The organism is Rhizobium rosettiformans, assembly GCF_016806065.1.
Classification (GTDB): Bacteria; Pseudomonadota; Alphaproteobacteria; order Rhizobiales; family Rhizobiaceae; genus Allorhizobium.
In genome coordinates, this window is record NZ_CP032405.1 from 2,361,256 (window position 1) to 2,379,242 (window position 17,987).

Genomic DNA, 17,987 nt, shown 5'->3' on the forward strand with positions numbered 1-17,987 from the left:
GAAATAAAGGCTAGCGCCAGTCGCCGATGGCGGCCTGCACGACGGCCATTGCGGCGACCGCTGCCGTGTCTGCTCTCAAGATGCGGGGGCCGAGCGGAATGGCCGTCACGAAGGGCAGGGACCGCAGCAGAGCCCGCTCGTCTTCCGAGAAGCCGCCTTCCGGGCCGACCAGAAGCGCGAGCGACTTCTCTTCGATCCGCGAGAGCGCGGGGAGGGGATTTTGCGTGGTGCTGTCTTCGTCGCAATAGATGATCCGGCGATCGGACGGCCAGCGCTCGAGGAGGTCGCGCAGCTTGACCGGCTCGACGACCTTCGGAATGGCGAGCACACCACATTGCTCGGCGGCTTCCACCGCATTGGCCTGCAGGCGATCGATGTTGCCGATCTTGCCCTGAACGTGTTGTGTCATTACCGGCTGTAGAATGCCGGCGCCCATCTCGACGGCTTTCTGCACGAGGTAATCCATGCGGCCGACCTTGAGCGGTGCGAAGAGAAAATGCAGGTCGCAATCGTCAGGCTGCGGGCGTGTCTCTTCGGCCGGCGTGATCATGATCTTTTTGCGTGTCGGAAAATGCACGCGCGCCTTCCACTCGCCATGCCGCCCGTTGAAGACGAGTAATTCGGCACCCTCTTCGAAACGCAGCACATTGGCGAGGTAGTTGAACTGCTCCGCCGTCGCCTCGAAGGCTTGGGCAAGAGCAAGGTCGGCGGTCACAAAGAGCCGCTGCATCCGGTAATTGGCACGCATGATTGTCTCGTCTCCGGGATCAAAGAGCGATCAGAGACATAACCCAATAAAGCATGGCTGCAAGGGCAGCCGACGCCGGAACGGTGATGATCCACGCCGCCACGATCGTCATGAAGTGCGAACGGCGCACGAGATAACGACGGCGGATCTCTTCGGGATTGCGCTCCGGCTTCGGCTCGATCACGAAACGCTCCGCCTTGTTGCGCATGTATTCCATGCGCCGCTTGGAATTGCGCGTGTACCATTCACGGAAGAAGCCGACGCCGAAGACGGCACCGACGGCAATGTGGGTGGAGCTGACCGGCAGGCCCAGCGCCGACGCCACGATCACGGTGATGGCTGCCGAAAGCGAGACGCAGAAGGCGCGCATCGGGTTAAGCTTGGTGATCTGCTCGCCGACGAGCCGGATTAGGCGCGGACCGAAGAGAAGCAGACCAAGCGAAATGCCGGCAGCACCGATGACCATGACCCAGAAGGGCACCGTGACCTGCCCCGAAATCTCGCTGTCCTGCGCGGCATGCACGATCGCCGAGAGCGGGCCGATGGCATTGGCCACATCATTGGCGCCATGGGCGAAGGAGAGCAGTGCGGCCGAGAAAATGAGCGGCAGCTGGAAGAGCTTGCGCAGCGACTGGTTTCGGTTCTCCAGCCCGCGCGACTGTCGGCGGATCAGCGGCACGCTGAGCCACCACGACAGGAAGCCGAAGGCAAGGCCGATCAGGCAGGCCTGCAACAGGCTGATCGAGATGAGCTTATTAAGGCCCTTGAGCGCAAGATAGGCGATGAAGGAGCCGGTCATGATCCCGATCAGCACCGGCACCCAGCGCTGAGCCGCCGAGATCTTGTCTTCGCGATAGATGATGAATTCTTTGATGAAGGCGAGGAAGAGTGCAGCAATGACTCCGCCAAGGACTGGCGAAATGACCCAGCTTGCCGCGATGCCGCCCATGACGCCCCAGTCGACGGCAGACATGCCGGCTGCCGCGACACCTGCGCCAAGAACGCCGCCCACGACTGCATGGGTCGTGGAGACAGGTGCGCCGATCCATGTCGCGAGATTGACCCAGAGCGCTGACGATAGGAGCGAGGCCATCATCGCCCAGATGAAGACATCGGCACTCGGCATCTTGCCCGGATCGACGATGCCACGCGAGATCGTGGAGACGACATCGCCGCCTGCGATCAGCGCACCGGCCGTCTCGAAGACCACGGCGATGGCGAGCGCGACCCCCATGGTCATCGCACGAGATCCGACCGCGGGGCCGACATTGTTGGTAACGTCATTCGCGCCGATGTTCATCGCCATATAAGCGCCGATCGCGGCTGCAGCGACGATGATCCAGGCGCCCGGCCGGTCCATGGCAAGCGCTCCGGCAAACACGGTGGCGAGCACCATGAAGATCAGCGCAATGCCGAGTGGCGCAAAACCTCTGGACACGTGCTGCGCCGCTTCCTCGACATGGGCGATCTTGTCGAGATCCTTGTCGAGGGTCGGCTTCACAAGTTTCGGCTTTTGCTTGCCCATGGCGGGTGTCTCCGGAAGAGGGTCCCTGTCCGGTTTCCTCGTTCTCTTGTTGTAGCGGCGGATGATGACGCTTGATCCGTTCGCGATAGGCGCGCCACGGCAGATCTCATCGGGTCGCAGAAGCCCCTAGCGACAAAGGGGCCGCGCTGCAATATGACAGTTTTGTGACAGTCGCTTTCAGGCCCGTTTTGCAGCCTTTTCTGGGATCGGCGCGGGCATTTGTGTCAGTTTCGGGAATTCCAGAAACAGCGCCTTGAGTTCCGGCTCCTCGACGCGGGTGGCTGCTTCCGCGCAACTGACCCATTCGAGACGACGTACGCCCTTCTCGGGGAACTCCTTGACGAAGCCCTTCACGTCGAGCGCATGGACCTGAACGCGGGTCGGGACCTTGTGCCCGCCACGCATCTTCTTCATGTAGGTATAGTAGCCGACGGGCTCGATACCCGCCTTCCCCTTGATGCCGGCCTCTTCAAAGGCCTCCCGCTCGGCAATGGCATGGGGCTGCTTGCCCGGCATGTGCCAACCCTTCGGAATGACCCAGCGCCCGGTATCCCGGCTTGTGATCAGCAACACCTCGAGCTCACCTGTCTTCTTGCGCGTCCGGTGACAGATCGCAGCAAACTGCTGCCGCGGCGGACGCTGCAGCATGAGCCTGAGGTCGGATGTGATACGGCCAATGATACCCAATGAACTTGCACCTCGATTCGTCTATCAGAATACGCCAAAATACCGCGCTTTCGCGGCCAATCTTGTGCGGATGATACGCTTTTCACACGATGGTTATCGCTGCCTATCAGGTGTAGGCGCCATGTGTTCAATTCAATGCGACATTCGGTACTCGAAAGTCGCATTACCCGACATCTAGCTGTCTTTCGGCTTCGCAAACACGCCGAATTCCTTCAGCCCGTCAATCACGCCGCGGGCAGCGGTCCCTTGAGTGGCCATCATGCCTGGCCTTTCCTGCGCGAGGCTGACGAGTTCGGGCAGCGCATTGCCGGGCATGATGCCGCGCACGCCATCAAGCTCGAACATCGCCCGGTCATTGCCGGTGTCGCCGGCAACCACCACCTCGTCCAAGCCGATCTCAAGCTCGCCGCAGAGCCAGGTGAGCGCCTTTCCCTTGTCGGCGAGATCAGGCAGCACGTCGAGATCACGAGCGCTGGAATAGACGACCCGTGTTCGATGGCCCGAACTGGCGAGCATCTGTTCCAGTTCCAGAATATCCTCCGCCGACGCATCATGAAGATACCAGCTCGACTTGTAGGCGTGCTGATACTGTGCCGGTTGCCGCGTCAGCCGGTCCATCATCACGAGTTCCGCCTCGATCAGGTCGACATCGAAGCCATCAGCGATCAGCGCCGTATACTGGTCCGACAGATGGGGATGGTCATACGAATGCACCATGGTGCCGACGCCACCGATCAGAAAATCAGCTTGCGGCAAACCTTGTTCCCATGTGAATTCCATGATGTCGTCGATCAGGCGGCCACTGTTGTAGACCAACAGCGGTCGCTCGCCGTCCGGCAAGGCTTGCCACAGCCGCGCAAACTCGACCGACGCATCGCGGTCCCCCGCGAGCGTCCCGTCGAGATCGGACGAAAAGAGCCGGATCGGTTTCAATCCCCGTCGTTCCATGGTTCTGCCCAGTCGCTTTCTTCAAGAGCTTGCGCCACCGGACGGCCTTCGACAAGAGCCACGAGTTGCTGAGCGATCCCGGTCCAGGTGAAAAGACTGCGCGCCTTATGCGCGCCCATGCGCGACAATCGCCCGTAAAGCCTCGGATGCTTGAAGGGCTTCATCATGGTGATGCCGAGATCGTATTTGTCGAAGGGATCCGCAAATAGGGCATGGCGACCATAGCTGACGGCGCGGAACAGGCCACCGTGAATGGTGACGATCGTTGGCGTGCCGCTGGCCATCGCCTCGATCGCGGTCATGCCGAAGGGCTCGTAGCGACTGGAGAGCACGAAGAGATCGGCGGCCCGGTACATGTCGGGCAGGTCGTCATCGGGAATGAAGCCAGAGAATTCGACCTTGTCTGAGATGCCGAGATCGGCCACCTGCTGCTTGAGTTGGGCAAGGATCGTCTCTTCCTGCGCATCGAGGCTTTCACCACCAAGCGCCAGCCGCAACCGCGCTTCCGGCACCCGCTCCGCCATGACGGCAAAACCGTCGATCAGGAGGTCGTAGCCCTTGTTGGTCGCAAGCCGGCCGAGCGCCAGAACCGTTTTGCCTTCGAACCCAAAGCGCTGGCGCACCATCTGCCGCGAGGATTCCGACACCGGGTAGAAGCGATTGTCGTCATAGCCCGGCGGGATCATGTGCACGCGATTGCGTGCCAGTCCGTAATCCTCGGTCAGCATGTCCAGCTGGATGGGGGTCGTGGCGATCACCAGCTGGCAGCTGCGATAGACGATCAGCTCGTGCTGAATGCGTTCCTTGAAGTTGAATTCTTCTTCGAACCGGTCGGCGCGTTCCGGATAGTCGGTCTCCATCTGACGCTTCTTCCACATGCCGAGCGAATGCGGCGTGTGGATATGCGGCACACGCAACGCTTCGGACAGGCGCTGCCCGGCAACGCCTGCATCCCAGTAGTGACTGTTGATGAAGAGATAGGTCAGCCCCTCGCGCTTGATCCAGCGCAGCGCCTTCTCGTTCCATTCGGTCAGATGCCGGTGCAGATATTCCTTGGGAATGAAGTCAGGCCCGCCACAGGGAATCCGCACGACGCGCACATTATCGTCCACCGCGTCGATCTCCGGCTGGTCTTCGAAGCGGCGGGTAAAGATATCGACCTTGTGGCCGAGCTGGGCGAGTTTCTTTGCAAGTTCGAGAACATAGACCACCTGGCCACCGGTATCGGCGGCTCCGAGTGGCGGCTGGGCTGCGACATAGCCATGCGTTGAGACGAGCGCGATGCGCGGCGTCTCATGCGGATCCGTTTGAAGTGCCATAATCCCCACCTTCTGAAAATTTCGTTCTTAAGAAGCGGGAATGATAACGCGTTGTGGCAGGAATTGTTTCATTTTTTGGATGAAATTTTCGCGACGGCCCGGAACTTTTACGTCCGGGCACTTTCGCAAGCGCTCACGCCGGCGTCCCGACGATGATGATATGGAGTGCCCGCGGACCGTGGGCACCCAGGAGCAGCGTCTGTTCAATGTCGGCGGAACGGGACGGGCCGGTGATCATGTTGACCGTCCGCGGCATGGTCTCTTCGTCAGCCTTTCGCAGATTGGCCCAGACGCTTTCCATGTCTCCGACAATCGCGGCGGCCTCGACGACGACGATGTGATGGTCGGGCAGGAAGTTGAGCGTCACCGGGTTGTCGGGTCCTGAGAGAACGCAAAGCGTCCCTGTCTCGGCGATCCCGCCAAAGGCGTGGCTCACTGCGACCAGATCATTGCCGTCGGATGCGCCGTGACGGATATCCAGAGCGCCAGCACTATGCCACGGGAGTGATGTCAGGCGCGCATCCGCGCCGATCCGTATTGCAGCGGGCAGGTTGCGCTGCTTCAGATACTCGGCAACAGACTGCGGCAGCGCCTCGAGGGTGGAAAGACGCTCCGTCGTCGCGTTGTATTTCTCGGCCATCGCGATGAAGAGAGCCAGACGCTCTGCAGGCGGCAGCTGGCCCCTTTTCGGAATGATCCCTTGTGGGCGCTCGGCAAGCCGTTTTGCCACGACGGCAGCGCGCTCCGTATCGCCAGCGTCAACCTTCAGCGAGGTGCGGATGCGGGAAAGAATGGCTTGGCGGCTGTCCATCGGTCAGGCTCCCTGCTTCTGGCGTGCGGCCCATTGCTGGGCAAAGGTCTGCCCCTCTGGCGCCGGCAGATCGCGGATATCGGTCCAGCCCGAGGCAAAGGGCAGGGACGCGATCCGTCCACGACTACCGCCGATGAGGTTCAGCATTCGCGCGCCGATCGAGGTCGCCATGCGGTAGAGCTTCGGTCGCTTGGCAAAGAAGGCCCAGACACCGAGCCCGTAGCGCGCCGTCGCCGGATTGAGATGCTTCTCGAACTCGCGCTCGCGCCAATGCCGCATCATTTTCGGCAGCGGGATATGCATGGGACAGACACTCTCGCAGCGCCCGCAAAAGGTCGAGGCATTCGGCAGATGGCCTGAAATGTCGACGCCAAAGAGAGACGGTGTGAGGACAGCGCCCATCGGCCCCGGATAGACCGAGCCATAAGCATGGCCACCGACAGCGTGATAGACGGGACAGTGGTTCATGCAGGCGCCGCAGCGGATGCAGCGCAGCATGTCCTGGAACTCGCTGCCGAGCATGGCGGTACGGCCGTTGTCGAGCAGGATGACGTGATATTCCTCCGGCCCATCAGGGTCTTCAGCCCGGCGCGGCCCTGTCGAGAAGGTTGTATAGACGGAGATGTCCTGGCCGGTCGCCGAGCGGGCGAGCAGCCTGAGGATCTGTGAGCAGTCTTCGAGCGTCGGCACCAGCTTTTCGATCGAGGCGACGACGATATGCACCTTCGGCAGCGATTGCGTCAGGTCGCCATTCCCCTCGTTGGTGACGATCACGGAGGTGCCGGTCTCGGCGATCAAGAAGTTGGCGCCGGTGATCCCCACATCCGCCTGGAAATAGCGCTTGCGTAGTACCTGCCGCGCTTCCGACAGCAGCGTCTCCGGCGCCGTCAGGTCGCGCTTCGGGTCCAGATGCGTATGCACCCGGCGGAAGTCCTCCTCCACCTGTTCCTTGTTGAGATGCACCGCCGGCGCGATGATATGGCTCGGATGCTCGCCGCGAAGCTGGATGATGTATTCGCCGAGATCGGTCTCGACCGGCTCGATCGCATGCTCGAAGAGGAAGTCGTTGAGATTGATCTCCTCGGTGATCATCGACTTGCCCTTGGTCACGGTCTTTGCCCCGACCCGCTGGCAGATGTCGAGCACCAGCCGGCGCGCATCCTCGGCGCTCTCGGCCCAATGCACATGCCCGCCGGTTTCCGTTATCTTGCGCTCATAGGCTTCGAGATAGAGATCGAGGTGGGCAAGCGTGTGGTTCTTGATCTCCCGGCCCTTGTCGCGCAGGGCGTCAAACTCTGGAAGGGCGGCGGCGGCCGCGGCACGCTTGGCGATGAAACCCTTTTCGACATTGGTGAGCGCCTTCTGCAACTGGCCATCGGCCAGCGCTCGGGCTGCATTGTCCTTGAACTGCGGGGCGGTGAATTGCATGCCTTCCTCCTCCCTCGTGTCGTCTATTTGCCGCTGCCGGCAATCGGCCGGCTGTCGGTCATCCCGGCCAGCACCTCCGCGACATGGCGCACTTCGATGGTCGAGCCCTCGCGCTTCAGCTTGCCGCCCATGTTCATCAGGCAGCCCATGTCGCCGGCGAGCAGCAGTTCGGCGCCGGTCTCTGAAATCATCGCCGTTTTCTTCGAAACGATCTTGCCGGAAATATCGGGATATTTGACGCAGAAGGTGCCGCCGAAACCGCAGCAGACATCCGGTCCGGCCATCTCCTTGAGCTCCAGCCCCTCGACGCTCGACAGAAGCGCGCGCGGTTGCTTCGAAATGCCAAGCTCCCTGAGGCCAGAACAGCTGTCGTGATAGGTGACGGTTCTGTCGAGCCGGACCTCGACTTCGGTCATCCCTCTGACGTCGGTGAGAAAGGAAACGAGCTCGAACACCTTGTCCGAGAAGCGCCGACAGCGCTCTTCCCAGAGCGAGTCACCCTTGAAGAGCTCCGGATAATGCATCTTCAGCATGGCCCCGCAGGACCCGGAGGGGGCAACGACATAGTCGAAGCCTTCGAACTGCTCGATCACCTGCTTTGCCAGATCGCGCGTATCCTTGGTGTCGCCGGAATTATAGGCCGGTTGACCGCAACAGGTCTGGGCGATCGGCACATGCACGTCGCAGCCGGCATCCTCGATCAGCTTGGCCGCTGAAAAGCCGACGCTCGGCCGGAAGAGATCGACAAGACAGGTGGCGAAGAGGCCGACCTTCGGCCGGGTTTGGACTTGGCTCACGCTTTTGTCTCCGTCTTCGAGTGGCTGGCTGCACGGCCCGTGCGACCGCCGTCGCGGCGGATCAGCCTGAGTTTTGCGACGCGACCCCATTCGCCGGCGCGGGCACTTTCATCGGCCGCACGCATGACGAAATCGATATGCGCCTGGGCTGCGGCCTTGGCCGCTTCCGGATCGCCGGTGAGGATCGCGTCATGGATCGCCACGTGCTGGTCCAGAAGCTGTTCGCGCGCATTGGGCAGCGAGAAGACAGCCTTACGATTGAAGAAGATGCCCTCAGACAAAAGCCGGTAGCAGGCCCGCATGGTGTGTAGGAGGATGATGTTGTGTGCCGCCTCACCGACGGCATTGTGGAAATCGACGTCGGCCGCGAGCTCGTCTTCCGGCTCCTGTGTCCCATGGGCGTTCCGCATGTCCTCGATGATCCGGGACAAGAGTGCCTTGTCGGTTTCCGTCGCGCGTTGCGCCGCAAGCTCCGCCGTCAGCCCTTCGAGTTCGCGGCGATATTCGAGATAATCGCGCGTCGCACGGGCATGGCGGGAGATGAGATCGGTGATCGGCTTTGAAAACACCTGTCCGATGATATCGGCGACGAAGGTGCCGCCGCCATGATGGCTGATCAGCAGCCCCCGGGTCTCCAGCTCCTTCAGCGCATCGCGCAGGATCGGCCGCGATACTTCCAGCGACTGCGCCAGTTCCCGCTCGCCCGGCAGCCTGTCGCCATCCCGCAGCACACCGTCGAGGATCAACAGCTCGATCTGCTGCACCACCTCGTCGGCGGTGCGGCTGTGGCTCACGCCGGAAAACAGTGTCTGGTCGCTCTCGGTCATCACCCTCTCCAATGCCGTTTCATAGCAAGCGAAACGACAAGTGGTCAACTTTCTTGTCCAGTCGATGCGTGAGCACTTTGTCGAATGCGGGTCTGTGACGTTTGCACCTTTGCGCGGAGACGAGCGCACTGCTAGCTTGAGGAACGGGCAAGGGAGACGGTCGGCGTGGCAAAGGGTGATTTTGCATTTCCAATGGCGCCGGAGCGGGCGCTGGCGCTCGGGGAAATCCACGCGCGGCCCTATGCGCTGGTCAAATCCGGCCGGGTCATCTTTCAGCTCGCCTTCATGATGGATGGCGGCTCGGCCGTGCATCACGCAGCCATTTCCGAACTGTCCCGCGCCCGCGGCGTCGCCCCGCCGGAGAAAAATGGGCGCTATCATTCACTCGCCTGGGGACAGGGGACGCTCCGTTGGGAACGGCATACCGAGTTTTCCACCTGGTTCTGGGATGGACCGCTGCCGGAAAGCTTCGGTGGTGATGTGCCGATCCACCCCTTCGGCGACGGCTTCATCGCGCCCGGTCCGCTGATTTCGGGGATCCGCCTCGAACTTCGTCCTGATGGTCCCGAAATCGCCGATGCCCATGCCGCCTTCGATCCGGCAAGCCTTTGCTACAGCGAACTCAAGAACGGCCAGGCCGCCGTCCTCACCGACTTCCGCCAGGATGGACATGGCCTCACCCAGATCCTCGTCATCGATCGCGGCATGACCGAGGCCGGCCGCGGCGCAGTCGTCCAGCGCCTGCTCGACATCGAAACCTATCGCACCATGGCCATGCTCGGCCTGCCGCTTGCCCAGACGCTGTCCCCCGAAATCCGCCGCATCGAGGACGGTCTGACCGCCGTCACCCAGCGGATGAAGGCGCATGCCCGCGACGAATCCGACGAGATGCTCTCCGAGCTCACGCGCCTGGCTGCCGAGCTCGAAGCCAATGCAGCCTTGAGCCTCTACCGTTTCGGTGCCAGCCGCGCCTATGACGGCATTGTGCGCGAACGCATCAAGACGCTGGATGAAACACCGGTGCCCGGTCACGAGACGCTGGGCTCCTTCCTCGAGCGGCGCCTGGCGCCCGCCATGCGCACCTGCCAGTCCGTCGAGGAGCGCCAGGCCAACCTGTCGCGAAAACTTTCCCGTGCGACTGCGCTCGTTCGCTCCTGGATCGATGTCGAGCTGGAGCGTCAGAACTCCGACCTGCTGACCGCCATGAACAGCCGTGCCGAAATGCAGCTTCGCCTGCAGCAGACGGTCGAAGGCCTCTCGGTCGCCGCTATCTCCTATTATGTCGTCGGTCTCGTCGGTTACGCCGCCAAGGCGATCCCGCACGACCTCCTGCCCTTCGACACGGCCATCATCACCGGCATTTCGGTGCCGCTCTCCGTGCTTGGCGTCTGGTGGGTTGTTCGACGGATCCGCAGAAGCCACGAACGGCAGGGCTGATCAGGTCTTGCTGACGCGCCCTGCGGATCGATATAAGATCGCACACAGTGGCGGGTAACAGGCAGTATGGCGAAGCAGACCAAGGCGAAACTCGACAAGAAGGGGCTATCAGGCCTTGGGCTCGAGAAACTGGTCGATATCCTCTTGGAGGAATCCGCTGCCAACAAGGCGCTGAAGGCCAGACTCCAGACGGCGCTCGCCGGCGAGACAGGTCCGGACGAGATGGCGCGACTGATCGACAAGCGCCTCGACGCGATCGACCAGGCAACGACGCGCATCAACCGCGCCCGCGCCAGGGATCTCGCCGGAGAGTTTGCCGCCCTGGCCCGCAATATCCTCTCCGAACTCGGCGCTGCCGATCCCCAGGCTGCTGCCGAGCGCATCCTGCGTTTCCTCGGCCTGCGCTTCCCCGTTTCCGCCCGTCTCGCCACCGACAATGCCCGTCTCTGGAAGGTCTTCGAGGATACGGAACTTGCCACGCTTGAGCTCATCAAGGGAGTTGGTGCCGAGGAGCAGGTCCTGCTGGTGCCGCATCTGGAACGCTTGCGGTTGCGGGATCGCTACGGCGAGCATACGGGTTTCCTTCGCGCGCTGACCGGCGTGGTCTCAGGCCCGGCCGCCAAGGCCTGGCGAACGGTGCTGGCGGAGGTCCTGCCCTCTGAACCCCTGAAGCTCGGCGCGCTCGACCTTCTCCAGTCGCTCGCTTTGCACCAGGGCGATATCGACGACTTCCTGGCGCTCGAACGCCAGAAGCCCGACAACCGCCGCGACACGCTGGCCGTGGCCAGCATGCTGCATCAGGCCGGTCGCCATGAGGACGCACTCGAATGGGTCCGCGAGCGCCCGCGCGGCGTGCGCCTCATCCCGGTCAACGGCGTGCTCGCCTCCGTCGGTCCAGACTACGGCGCCCATGAGCGCCGCCTGCTGGAGGCCGAGATCCTCGACAAGCTGAAGCGCCGCGAGGACGCCCAGGAACTGCGCTGGCGGGAATTCGGCGAAACCCTCGATCCAGCCGTACTGAAACTCTATTTGTCGAAGCTCGACGATTTCGCCGAGTTCGACGAACTCGACCGTGCCTTGGCGCTCGCGAAGGAGCACGAGGACATCTACCTCACGCTCGACTTTTTCCTCGCCTGGCCGCGTCTCGATCTGGCGGCCGCCCACGTCCTGCGCCACCAGCATGATTGGGAGGGCCGCCACTACGACGATCTCGCCCCCGCCGCCGAGGCGCTCTCGGCCAAGGAGCCGCTGGCCGCCGTGGTGCTTTACCGTGTGCTCGTCGAAGATATCCTCAGGCGCGGCATCGGCATGGCCTATCCGCATGCCGGGCGTTACGTCGGTGAACTCGCGCGCCTCATGCCGAACCTGCCCGAAGGTCACGGTCTAACGACCCATGCCGCCTTCCTCGCAGAACTCAGGCGCATTCACTCGAAGAAGTATGGTTTCTGGAGCTCGGTACCGGGCGGGCTTTCCGGGCAGCCCTAACGTTCCCAATAAGGCACCGGCCCATAAAGCTCCGCCAGATAATCGATGAACAGCCGTACTTTCGCGGGCAAAAACTGGCGGCTCGGATAGACGGCCGACAGAGCCACATTGCGCGAGCTTTCATATTGCGGCAGCACCTGTACCAGCTTGCCGCTCTTCAGTTCCGCGCCCACATCCCAGGTGGAGCGAAGCGCGATCCCGAGGCCCGCGATCACGGCTTCACGGATCACTTCGCTGGAATTGGTGATCAGCATGCCCTCGGGGCGCAGGGTGATCGGACCGGTCGGACCTTCCAGGCGCCAGGATTCATGGTTATGCGCTGGCAGGCAGCGATGCTTTTTCAGGTCGTCGAGTGTTTCAGGCGTTCCGTGTTCGGCAACATAGCTTGGTGCTGCGCAAAGCACGCGGCGTACGGGCGCAAGCCGCCGAGCGACCAGCGAGGAATCGTTCAGCTCCGCAATACGGATCGCGAGATCGAAGCCACCGCCGACGATGTCGGTGAATTCGTCCGACAGCACCAGATGTATCGCCAGATCCGGATGCGCCTCCATGAAGGGTTTCAGGTGCGGCGCGACATGCATGCGACCGAAGGAGGTCGACGCCGAGATCTTCAGCGTGCCGTTGACCTCCGAAGAACGTCCTGACGCGAAAGCCTCCGCCTCTTCCAGCCCGCCCAGCACCGTCAGCACCCGCTCGTGAAACCCCAGGCCGGCTTCCGTCAGCGAGATCTGCCGCGTCGTGCGCTGCAGGAGCCGCGTGCCGAGCTTGTCCTCCAGCCGCTTGATGCGCTTGGAAACAACGGCAGGGGACAGCCCGAGGTCGCGCGCCGCCGTCGACATGCTGCCGGCCGCGATCACCCGGACGAAGACTTCGAGATCACCGAGATTGGTCATGAGTGGATCTTACTATTTCCGATTTGGTCATAAGTGCATAGCATTTGCCCTGCGAAAGTCCTAGTGGTAAGAAAAATAGACCAGTTGAGCGGCGCGGCCCATCCGGCTAGGATCGGGGGCACATGGGGAGGAAACCGTCATGAGCGAGGCCATCGCCTTTTTGCCGCCGAGACCGGAGGTGCTTTCGCGCCGCGCCGAGATCCTTGCCGATCTGAAGGAACTGGTGCCGCCAGGCCGCCTTGTCGAGGAGCGAAACGCGCTCGTCCCCTTCGAGACGGACGGCTTCATCGCCTATCGCCGCCGTCCGCTAGCCGTCGTCCTGCCTGAGACGACAGCCCAGGTCGCGGCCGTTATGAAATACTGCCACCGCTATGGCATCCCTGTCGTACCGCGCGGCGCCGGCACGTCGTTGTCGGGCGGCGCAATCCCGCAGGAAGATGCCGTGGTCCTCGGCCTGTCCGCCATGACGCGCATCCTTGACATCGATTATCAGAACCGCACGGCTACCGTGCAGGCCGGCGTCACCAATCTTGCCATCTCCGATGCGGTCGGCGCCGACGGCTATTTCTACGCCCCCGATCCGAGCTCTCAGCTCGCCTGCACGATCGGCGGTAATATCGCCATGAATTCCGGCGGCGCCCACTGCCTGAAATACGGTGTCACCACCAACAACCTCCTTGGGGTCAAGATGGTCCTCGTCGATGGCACGGTGGTCGATCTCGGCGGCAAGCATCTCGATGCCGAAGGTTATGACCTGCTCGGCCTCGTCTGCGGCTCGGAGGGCCAGCTCGGCGTGGTCACCGAAGCGACCGTTCGTCTGCTCGCCAAGCCCGAAGGCGCACGCCCCGTGCTCTTCGGCTTCGACAGCGCGGAAGCAGCCGGCTCCTGCGTCGCCGACGTCATTGGCGCCGGCATCATTCCGGTCGCCATCGAGTTCATGGACAAGCCCGCGATCGAGATCTGCGAGGCCTTCGCCAAGGCCGGCTATCCGCTGGATGTCGAAGCGCTGCTGATCATCGAGGTCGAGGGCTCCGAAGCCGAAATGGAGGCAATGCTCGCCGCGATCGTCGAGATCGCCAAGCGCCATGGCGTGAAGACGGTGCGCGAAAGCCAGTCGGCGACGGAAGCGGCCCTCATCTGGAAAGGCCGTAAATCTGCCTTCGGTGCCACCGGCCGCATCGCCGACTATATCTGCATGGACGGAACCGTGCCGCTCAGCCAGCTCGCTTACGTGTTGCGCAAGACTTCCGAGATCATCGACCGCTACGGCCTGCGTGTCGCCAACGTCTTCCATGCTGGTGACGGCAACATGCACCCGCTGATCCTCTACAACATCAACGACCCGGAAGATGCCGCGAAAGCCGAAGCCGCCGGCATGGAGATCCTCAAGCTCTGCGTCGATGCGGGGGGATGCCTGACCGGCGAACACGGTGTCGGGATCGAAAAACGAGATCTGATGCTGCACCAGTTCACCCAGGTCGATCTTGATCAGCAGATGGCCGTGCGCTCGGCCTTCGACGCGGACTGGATTCTCAATCCGTCGAAGGTCTTTCCGCTGGAGGGGAGGGGATGATGACGAGTATGCTGACCCCCTCGACCGAAGCCGAAGCCGTCGAACTCATCCGCAACCATGCCTCCCGCAAGATCCCGCTCCACATCCGTGGCGGCGGCAGCCGTGCAGGCTTCGGCAATCCTGTAGCCGCAGACGCCACCCTGTCTTCCGCAGCCTTGTCTGGCATCGTCGAATACAACCCCGCCGAAATGGTCATCACGGCCCGCACTGGCACGCCTGTTGCGGAGATCGAGGCAGCCCTTGCCGCAAATGGCCAGGCAATGGCCTTCGAACCCATGGATCATCGTGGCGCCATGGGTACGTCTGGCACGCCCACGATTGGCGGCCTCTTTGCGGTCAACAGCTCCGGTCCGCGCCGCATTACCGCAGGTGCCGCCCGCGACCATCTGCTCGGCGTCCGCTTCGTCAACGGGGCCGGCGATGTCGTGAAGGCCGGTGGCAAGGTGATGAAGAACGTCACCGGTCTCGATCTCGTCAAGCTGCTCGCCGGATCCCACGGCACGCTCGGCTTTCTCACCGAAGTTACCTTCAAGGTCCTGCCCGTGCCGAAGACGGCCACCACGATCGTCCTTTCAGGGCTGGAAGACGAGCAGGCCATGAATGCGCTCGCCGCTGCCCTGTCGCTCTCCGTCGAAGTCTCCGGTGCAGCCCACCTACCGGAAAGTGTCCGCGGTCGTTTCATCGGCGGCAAGCTTCCCGAAGGTGCTGCCACGGTGATGCGTCTGGAAGGGTTGGAAGCCTCGGTGGCCGTCCGTGCGGAAAAGCTGATCGCAGCCATGGCAGTCTTTGGACCGGTGAGCCGCCTCGACGCGGAGCACTCGAAGACCCTCTGGGCAGAAATCCGCGATGTCATGCCCTATGCTGATGGCACGGCCCGTCCGCTCTGGCGCCTGTCCATGGCTCCGACGCAAGCCTGGAAGCTGGTCGCGGGCCTCAGGCTCCGGGCCGGTATCGACGCCTATTACGACTGGCAGGGCGGCCTTGTCTGGATGCGCATGGAAGCCGACCCGGAGGCTGAGGTCTTGCGCCATGGCATCCGCACCCTTGGCGGCGGCCATGCCACGCTGCTCCGAGCCGCCCCCCAGATCCGCGCCGAGGCGGCAGCCTTTGAACCGCAGACCCCGGCGGTCGCCTTGCTATCCGGCCGGGTCAGGGCAAAACTCGATCCTCATGGGATTTTCAATCCCGGACTGATGGCATGAAGGAGTTTTCTGATGGCTGATCCGAATTACCGTCCCCCGGTGACCTCCGGCGAAGGCTGGTTCTCGCCCGGCCGCCTCAATGTCCAGCTGGTCTACTGCCTCTATCTCGTGAGCTTCGTCGTCGGCATCACCGGCATCATCGGCTTGATCTTGGCTTATGTGAACCGCGGCAAGAGCGAGCCTTGGATCGATACCCATTACACCTATGCGATCAGAACCTTCTGGATCGGTCTGCTCTATGCGCTGATATCGAGCATCCTGATGCTTGTGGCCATCGGCGCCATCCTGATCTTCGGCGTCGCCATCTGGATTGTCGTCCGTTGCGTCATCGGCTTGCAGAAGGCCTCTGCCGGCGAGCCGATCGCCCGTCCCACCAGCTGGTGGATTTGAATTTAAGCCATGGGCGCGGCCATGCCGGCCGCTCCGGGGGAGGAACAGCGTGCAGACCAATTTCACCGCCGAGCAGCTCACCGATCCCCATGTCGCGGAAGCCGAAAGCATTCTGCGCAAATGCGTGCATTGCGGCTTCTGCACCGCCACCTGTCCCACCTATGTGACGCTCGGCAACGAGCTCGACAGCCCGCGCGGCCGCATCTACCTGATCAAGGACATGCTGGAAAACGGCCGCCCGGCGGATGACCAGATCGTCACCCATATCGACCGTTGTCTCTCCTGCCTCGCCTGCACCACGACCTGTCCCTCCGGCGTCGACTACATGCATCTGGTCGACCATGCCCGCATCCATATCGAAAAGACCTATCGCCGCCCGCTGATGAACCGGCTGACCCGCAACATGCTGGCGATGGTCCTTCCCTATCCGGGCCGCTTCCGTTTGGCGCTCAGACTCGCCGCTCTCGGTCGCCCCTTCGCCGGCCTTTTCGATCAGGTGAAGTCACTCAAGCCCATGGCCGCCATGTTGAGGCTCGCGCCTTCCAAGGTCGCGCCACCCTCGGACTTCGCCAAGCCCGCCATCCATGCCGCAGCCGCAACCCGTCGTGGCCGCGTCGCGATACTCACCGGCTGCGCTCAGCCTGTCCTCGATCCCGGCATCAACGAAGCGGCGATTTCGCTTCTCACCCGCTTGGGCGTCGAGGTTATTGTACCTCAGGGTGAAGGCTGCTGTGGCGCGCTCGTCCACCATATGGGTCGCGAAGAACAGGCGCTCGACAGCGCTCGCCGCAATGTCGATGTCTGGACCCGTGCGATTGAAGCGGGTGGTCTCGACGCGATCATTGTCACGACCTCGGGCTGCGGCACGACGATAAAGGACTATGGCCACATGCTGCGTCTCGATCCGGCTTATGCTGAAAAGGCCGCGCGCGTTTCGGCACTCGCCAAGGACGTCACCGAATATCTTTCGACCATCGATCTGCCGATCGCGGAGACGAAGGGGCTGACGGTTGCCTATCATTCCGCCTGTTCGCTGCAGCACGGTCAGAAGGTGACGATGGCACCAAAACTCCTTCTGAAATCGGCCGGCTTCACCGTCAAGGACCCGCCGGAAGGCCATCTCTGCTGCGGTTCAGCCGGCACCTACAACATCATGCAGCCGGAGATTTCCGCCAAGCTGAAGGCCCGCAAGGTGAAGAACATCGAGTCGACGAAACCTGACATCATCTCTGCCGGCAACATCGGCTGCATGACCCAGATCGGCTCGGCGACGGGCATTCCCGTTGTCCATACGGTCGAGTTGCTGAACTGGGCCTATGGCGGTCCGCGTCCGAAAGCGCTCGATCGCCGCGCGGCGGTTTGAGCGAATTGTTAAGCGATAGCTGTAATGATTGTCCCGGGATGGAGCAGCCCGGGAGAGGCCATCATGGCGAGAAAGACGATTGTTATCGCATTGCTGTTGCTGTGTCCGACCGTGACCCCGGCGGCAGCGATCGAGCGGATTTACTGCGCCACTTCCGACAGTGTCATAGACATGTCGCTGGAAAGCGGCTTCAGCAGCAAGGATCAGGAAAAGCTGGTGCATTTCCGTGGCATGGCCGGGGTCAAAGACAAGGCCGCACCATCCGGTTTTCGCCGCTTCCAGATCCGATCCGATATGCTGCGCCAATACTGGATCGATGAGCGCGACCTGCGCTTCAGCATCCATGCCTTTGCCCCGGAAAGGGAGCCGCTCTATCGCGTGTCTGTGGCGATGATCACAGACCGTGGTTCGACCACCGCAAAGCGGTTTACCGGGCGCTATGACCTGAAGGTCGTTAAGCTGAAGATGGGCAGCGCCGTCGGCGGTGAGCAGATCCTCTCCCACGAGGGTGATATTTTCTGCGACATCAAGCGTTGACCGAGTGACACGAACCG

17 protein-coding genes are annotated in these 17,987 nt (G+C 62.4%); 7 read left to right on the forward strand and 10 right to left on the reverse strand.

The window, feature by feature from the left end:
• Positions 1-10 precede the first annotated feature (10 nt).
• From D4A92_RS11315 to D4A92_RS11355, 9 genes are all read right to left on the reverse strand, one after another.
• Complete coding sequence (locus D4A92_RS11315) at positions 11-748, reverse strand: 16S rRNA (uracil(1498)-N(3))-methyltransferase (protein ID WP_203013082.1); 738 nt, start codon at positions 746-748, stop codon at positions 11-13.
• 19 nt (positions 749-767) lie between these two features.
• Positions 768-2,273, reverse strand: a complete 1,506-nt coding sequence (locus D4A92_RS11320) for an inorganic phosphate transporter (protein WP_203013084.1) — start codon at positions 2,271-2,273, stop codon at positions 768-770.
• Between the two features lie 177 nt (positions 2,274-2,450).
• Positions 2,451-2,960, reverse strand: a complete 510-nt coding sequence (locus D4A92_RS11325) for an NUDIX hydrolase (protein ID WP_040300122.1) — start codon at positions 2,958-2,960, stop codon at positions 2,451-2,453.
• A 174-nt stretch (positions 2,961-3,134) separates the two neighbouring features.
• Positions 3,135-3,893, reverse strand: coding sequence for an HAD-IIB family hydrolase (locus D4A92_RS11330; protein WP_203013086.1), 759 nt, complete (start codon positions 3,891-3,893; stop codon positions 3,135-3,137).
• Positions 3,890-5,227: a glycosyltransferase family 4 protein gene (locus tag D4A92_RS11335; RefSeq protein WP_203013089.1), complete on the reverse strand. Its 1,338-nt coding sequence runs from the start codon at positions 5,225-5,227 to the stop codon at positions 3,890-3,892. Before D4A92_RS11335 ends, D4A92_RS11330 begins: the two co-directional genes overlap by 4 nt.
• Before the next feature lie 133 nt (positions 5,228-5,360).
• Positions 5,361-6,038, reverse strand: coding sequence for a LutC/YkgG family protein (locus D4A92_RS11340; protein ID WP_203013092.1), 678 nt, complete (start codon positions 6,036-6,038; stop codon positions 5,361-5,363).
• 3 nt (positions 6,039-6,041) lie between these two features.
• Entirely contained in the window at positions 6,042-7,466 is a 1,425-nt protein-coding gene (locus tag D4A92_RS11345; protein WP_203013094.1) for a LutB/LldF family L-lactate oxidation iron-sulfur protein, read from the reverse strand.
• Positions 7,467-7,489: 23 nt separating this feature from the next.
• The gene (locus D4A92_RS11350; protein WP_203013097.1) at positions 7,490-8,263 is read right to left on the reverse strand and encodes a (Fe-S)-binding protein; all 774 of its coding nucleotides are present in this window, start codon (positions 8,261-8,263) and stop codon (positions 7,490-7,492) included.
• On the reverse strand, positions 8,260-9,090 hold the full coding sequence (locus tag D4A92_RS11355; RefSeq protein WP_203013100.1) for a FadR/GntR family transcriptional regulator: 831 nt from the start codon (positions 9,088-9,090) through the stop codon (positions 8,260-8,262). Before D4A92_RS11355 ends, D4A92_RS11350 begins: the two co-directional genes overlap by 4 nt.
• Positions 9,091-9,255: 165 nt before the next feature.
• Here D4A92_RS11355 and D4A92_RS11360 point away from each other — a divergent pair, with 165 nt between their 5' ends.
• Both D4A92_RS11360 and D4A92_RS11365 read left to right on the forward strand, forming a co-directional pair.
• The gene (locus D4A92_RS11360; RefSeq protein WP_203013104.1) at positions 9,256-10,527 is read left to right on the forward strand and encodes a DUF3422 family protein; all 1,272 of its coding nucleotides are present in this window, start codon (positions 9,256-9,258) and stop codon (positions 10,525-10,527) included.
• Between the two features lie 66 nt (positions 10,528-10,593).
• Positions 10,594-12,012 carry a DUF6880 family protein gene (locus D4A92_RS11365; RefSeq protein ID WP_203013108.1) on the forward strand — a complete coding sequence of 473 codons (1,419 nt, stop codon included), beginning with the start codon at positions 10,594-10,596 and terminating at the stop codon, positions 12,010-12,012.
• On the opposite strand, the gene D4A92_RS11370 is transcribed toward D4A92_RS11365, so the two are convergent.
• A complete protein-coding gene (locus D4A92_RS11370) occupies positions 12,009-12,905 on the reverse strand; it encodes a LysR family transcriptional regulator (RefSeq protein ID WP_203013110.1) in 897 nt (298 codons plus the stop codon). The two genes, D4A92_RS11365 and D4A92_RS11370, sit on opposite strands and share 4 nt — an antisense overlap.
• 139 nt (positions 12,906-13,044) lie before the next feature.
• Here D4A92_RS11370 and D4A92_RS11375 point away from each other — a divergent pair, with 139 nt between their 5' ends.
• The 5 genes from D4A92_RS11375 (at position 13,045) to D4A92_RS11395 (ending at position 17,970) form a co-directional block, all read left to right on the forward strand.
• The gene (locus D4A92_RS11375; RefSeq protein WP_203013113.1) at positions 13,045-14,478 is read left to right on the forward strand and encodes an FAD-linked oxidase C-terminal domain-containing protein; all 1,434 of its coding nucleotides are present in this window, start codon (positions 13,045-13,047) and stop codon (positions 14,476-14,478) included.
• 8 nt (positions 14,479-14,486) lie between these two features.
• On the forward strand, positions 14,487-15,680 hold the full coding sequence (locus tag D4A92_RS11380) for an FAD-binding protein (protein WP_203019925.1): 1,194 nt from the start codon (positions 14,487-14,489) through the stop codon (positions 15,678-15,680).
• 12 nt (positions 15,681-15,692) lie between these two features.
• The gene (locus tag D4A92_RS11385; RefSeq protein WP_203013116.1) at positions 15,693-16,070 is read left to right on the forward strand and encodes a DUF4870 family protein; all 378 of its coding nucleotides are present in this window, start codon (positions 15,693-15,695) and stop codon (positions 16,068-16,070) included.
• Between the two features lie 49 nt (positions 16,071-16,119).
• Positions 16,120-17,433: a glycolate oxidase subunit GlcF gene (gene glcF, locus D4A92_RS11390; RefSeq protein ID WP_203013119.1), complete on the forward strand. Its 1,314-nt coding sequence runs from the start codon at positions 16,120-16,122 to the stop codon at positions 17,431-17,433.
• Positions 17,434-17,496: 63 nt separating this feature from the next.
• On the forward strand, positions 17,497-17,970 hold the full coding sequence (locus D4A92_RS11395; protein WP_203013122.1) for a hypothetical protein: 474 nt from the start codon (positions 17,497-17,499) through the stop codon (positions 17,968-17,970).
• The last annotated feature ends 17 nt before the right edge of the window (positions 17,971-17,987 follow it).

Bases quoted from the DNA above. Each gene is read 5' to 3' on its own strand.
- D4A92_RS11315 (WP_203013082.1), bottom strand. From the start codon at position 748: ATGCGTGCCAATTACCGGATGCAGCGGCTCTTTGTGACCGCCGACCTT.
- D4A92_RS11320 (WP_203013084.1), bottom strand. From the start codon at position 2,273: ATGGGCAAGCAAAAGCCGAAACTTGTGAAGCCGACCCTCGACAAGGAT.
- D4A92_RS11335 (WP_203013089.1), bottom strand. From the start codon at position 5,227: ATGGCACTTCAAACGGATCCGCATGAGACGCCGCGCATCGCGCTCGTC.
- D4A92_RS11340 (WP_203013092.1), bottom strand. From the start codon at position 6,038: ATGGACAGCCGCCAAGCCATTCTTTCCCGCATCCGCACCTCGCTGAAG.
- D4A92_RS11345 (WP_203013094.1), bottom strand. From the start codon at position 7,466: ATGCAATTCACCGCCCCGCAGTTCAAGGACAATGCAGCCCGAGCGCTG.
- D4A92_RS11355 (WP_203013100.1), bottom strand. From the start codon at position 9,090: ATGACCGAGAGCGACCAGACACTGTTTTCCGGCGTGAGCCACAGCCGC.
- D4A92_RS11365 (WP_203013108.1), top strand. From the start codon at position 10,594: ATGGCGAAGCAGACCAAGGCGAAACTCGACAAGAAGGGGCTATCAGGC.
- D4A92_RS11370 (WP_203013110.1), bottom strand. From the start codon at position 12,905: ATGACCAATCTCGGTGATCTCGAAGTCTTCGTCCGGGTGATCGCGGCC.
- D4A92_RS11375 (WP_203013113.1), top strand. From the start codon at position 13,045: ATGAGCGAGGCCATCGCCTTTTTGCCGCCGAGACCGGAGGTGCTTTCG.
- D4A92_RS11380 (WP_203019925.1), top strand. From the start codon at position 14,487: ATGCTGACCCCCTCGACCGAAGCCGAAGCCGTCGAACTCATCCGCAAC.
- D4A92_RS11385 (WP_203013116.1), top strand. From the start codon at position 15,693: ATGGCTGATCCGAATTACCGTCCCCCGGTGACCTCCGGCGAAGGCTGG.
- D4A92_RS11395 (WP_203013122.1), top strand. From the start codon at position 17,497: ATGGCGAGAAAGACGATTGTTATCGCATTGCTGTTGCTGTGTCCGACC.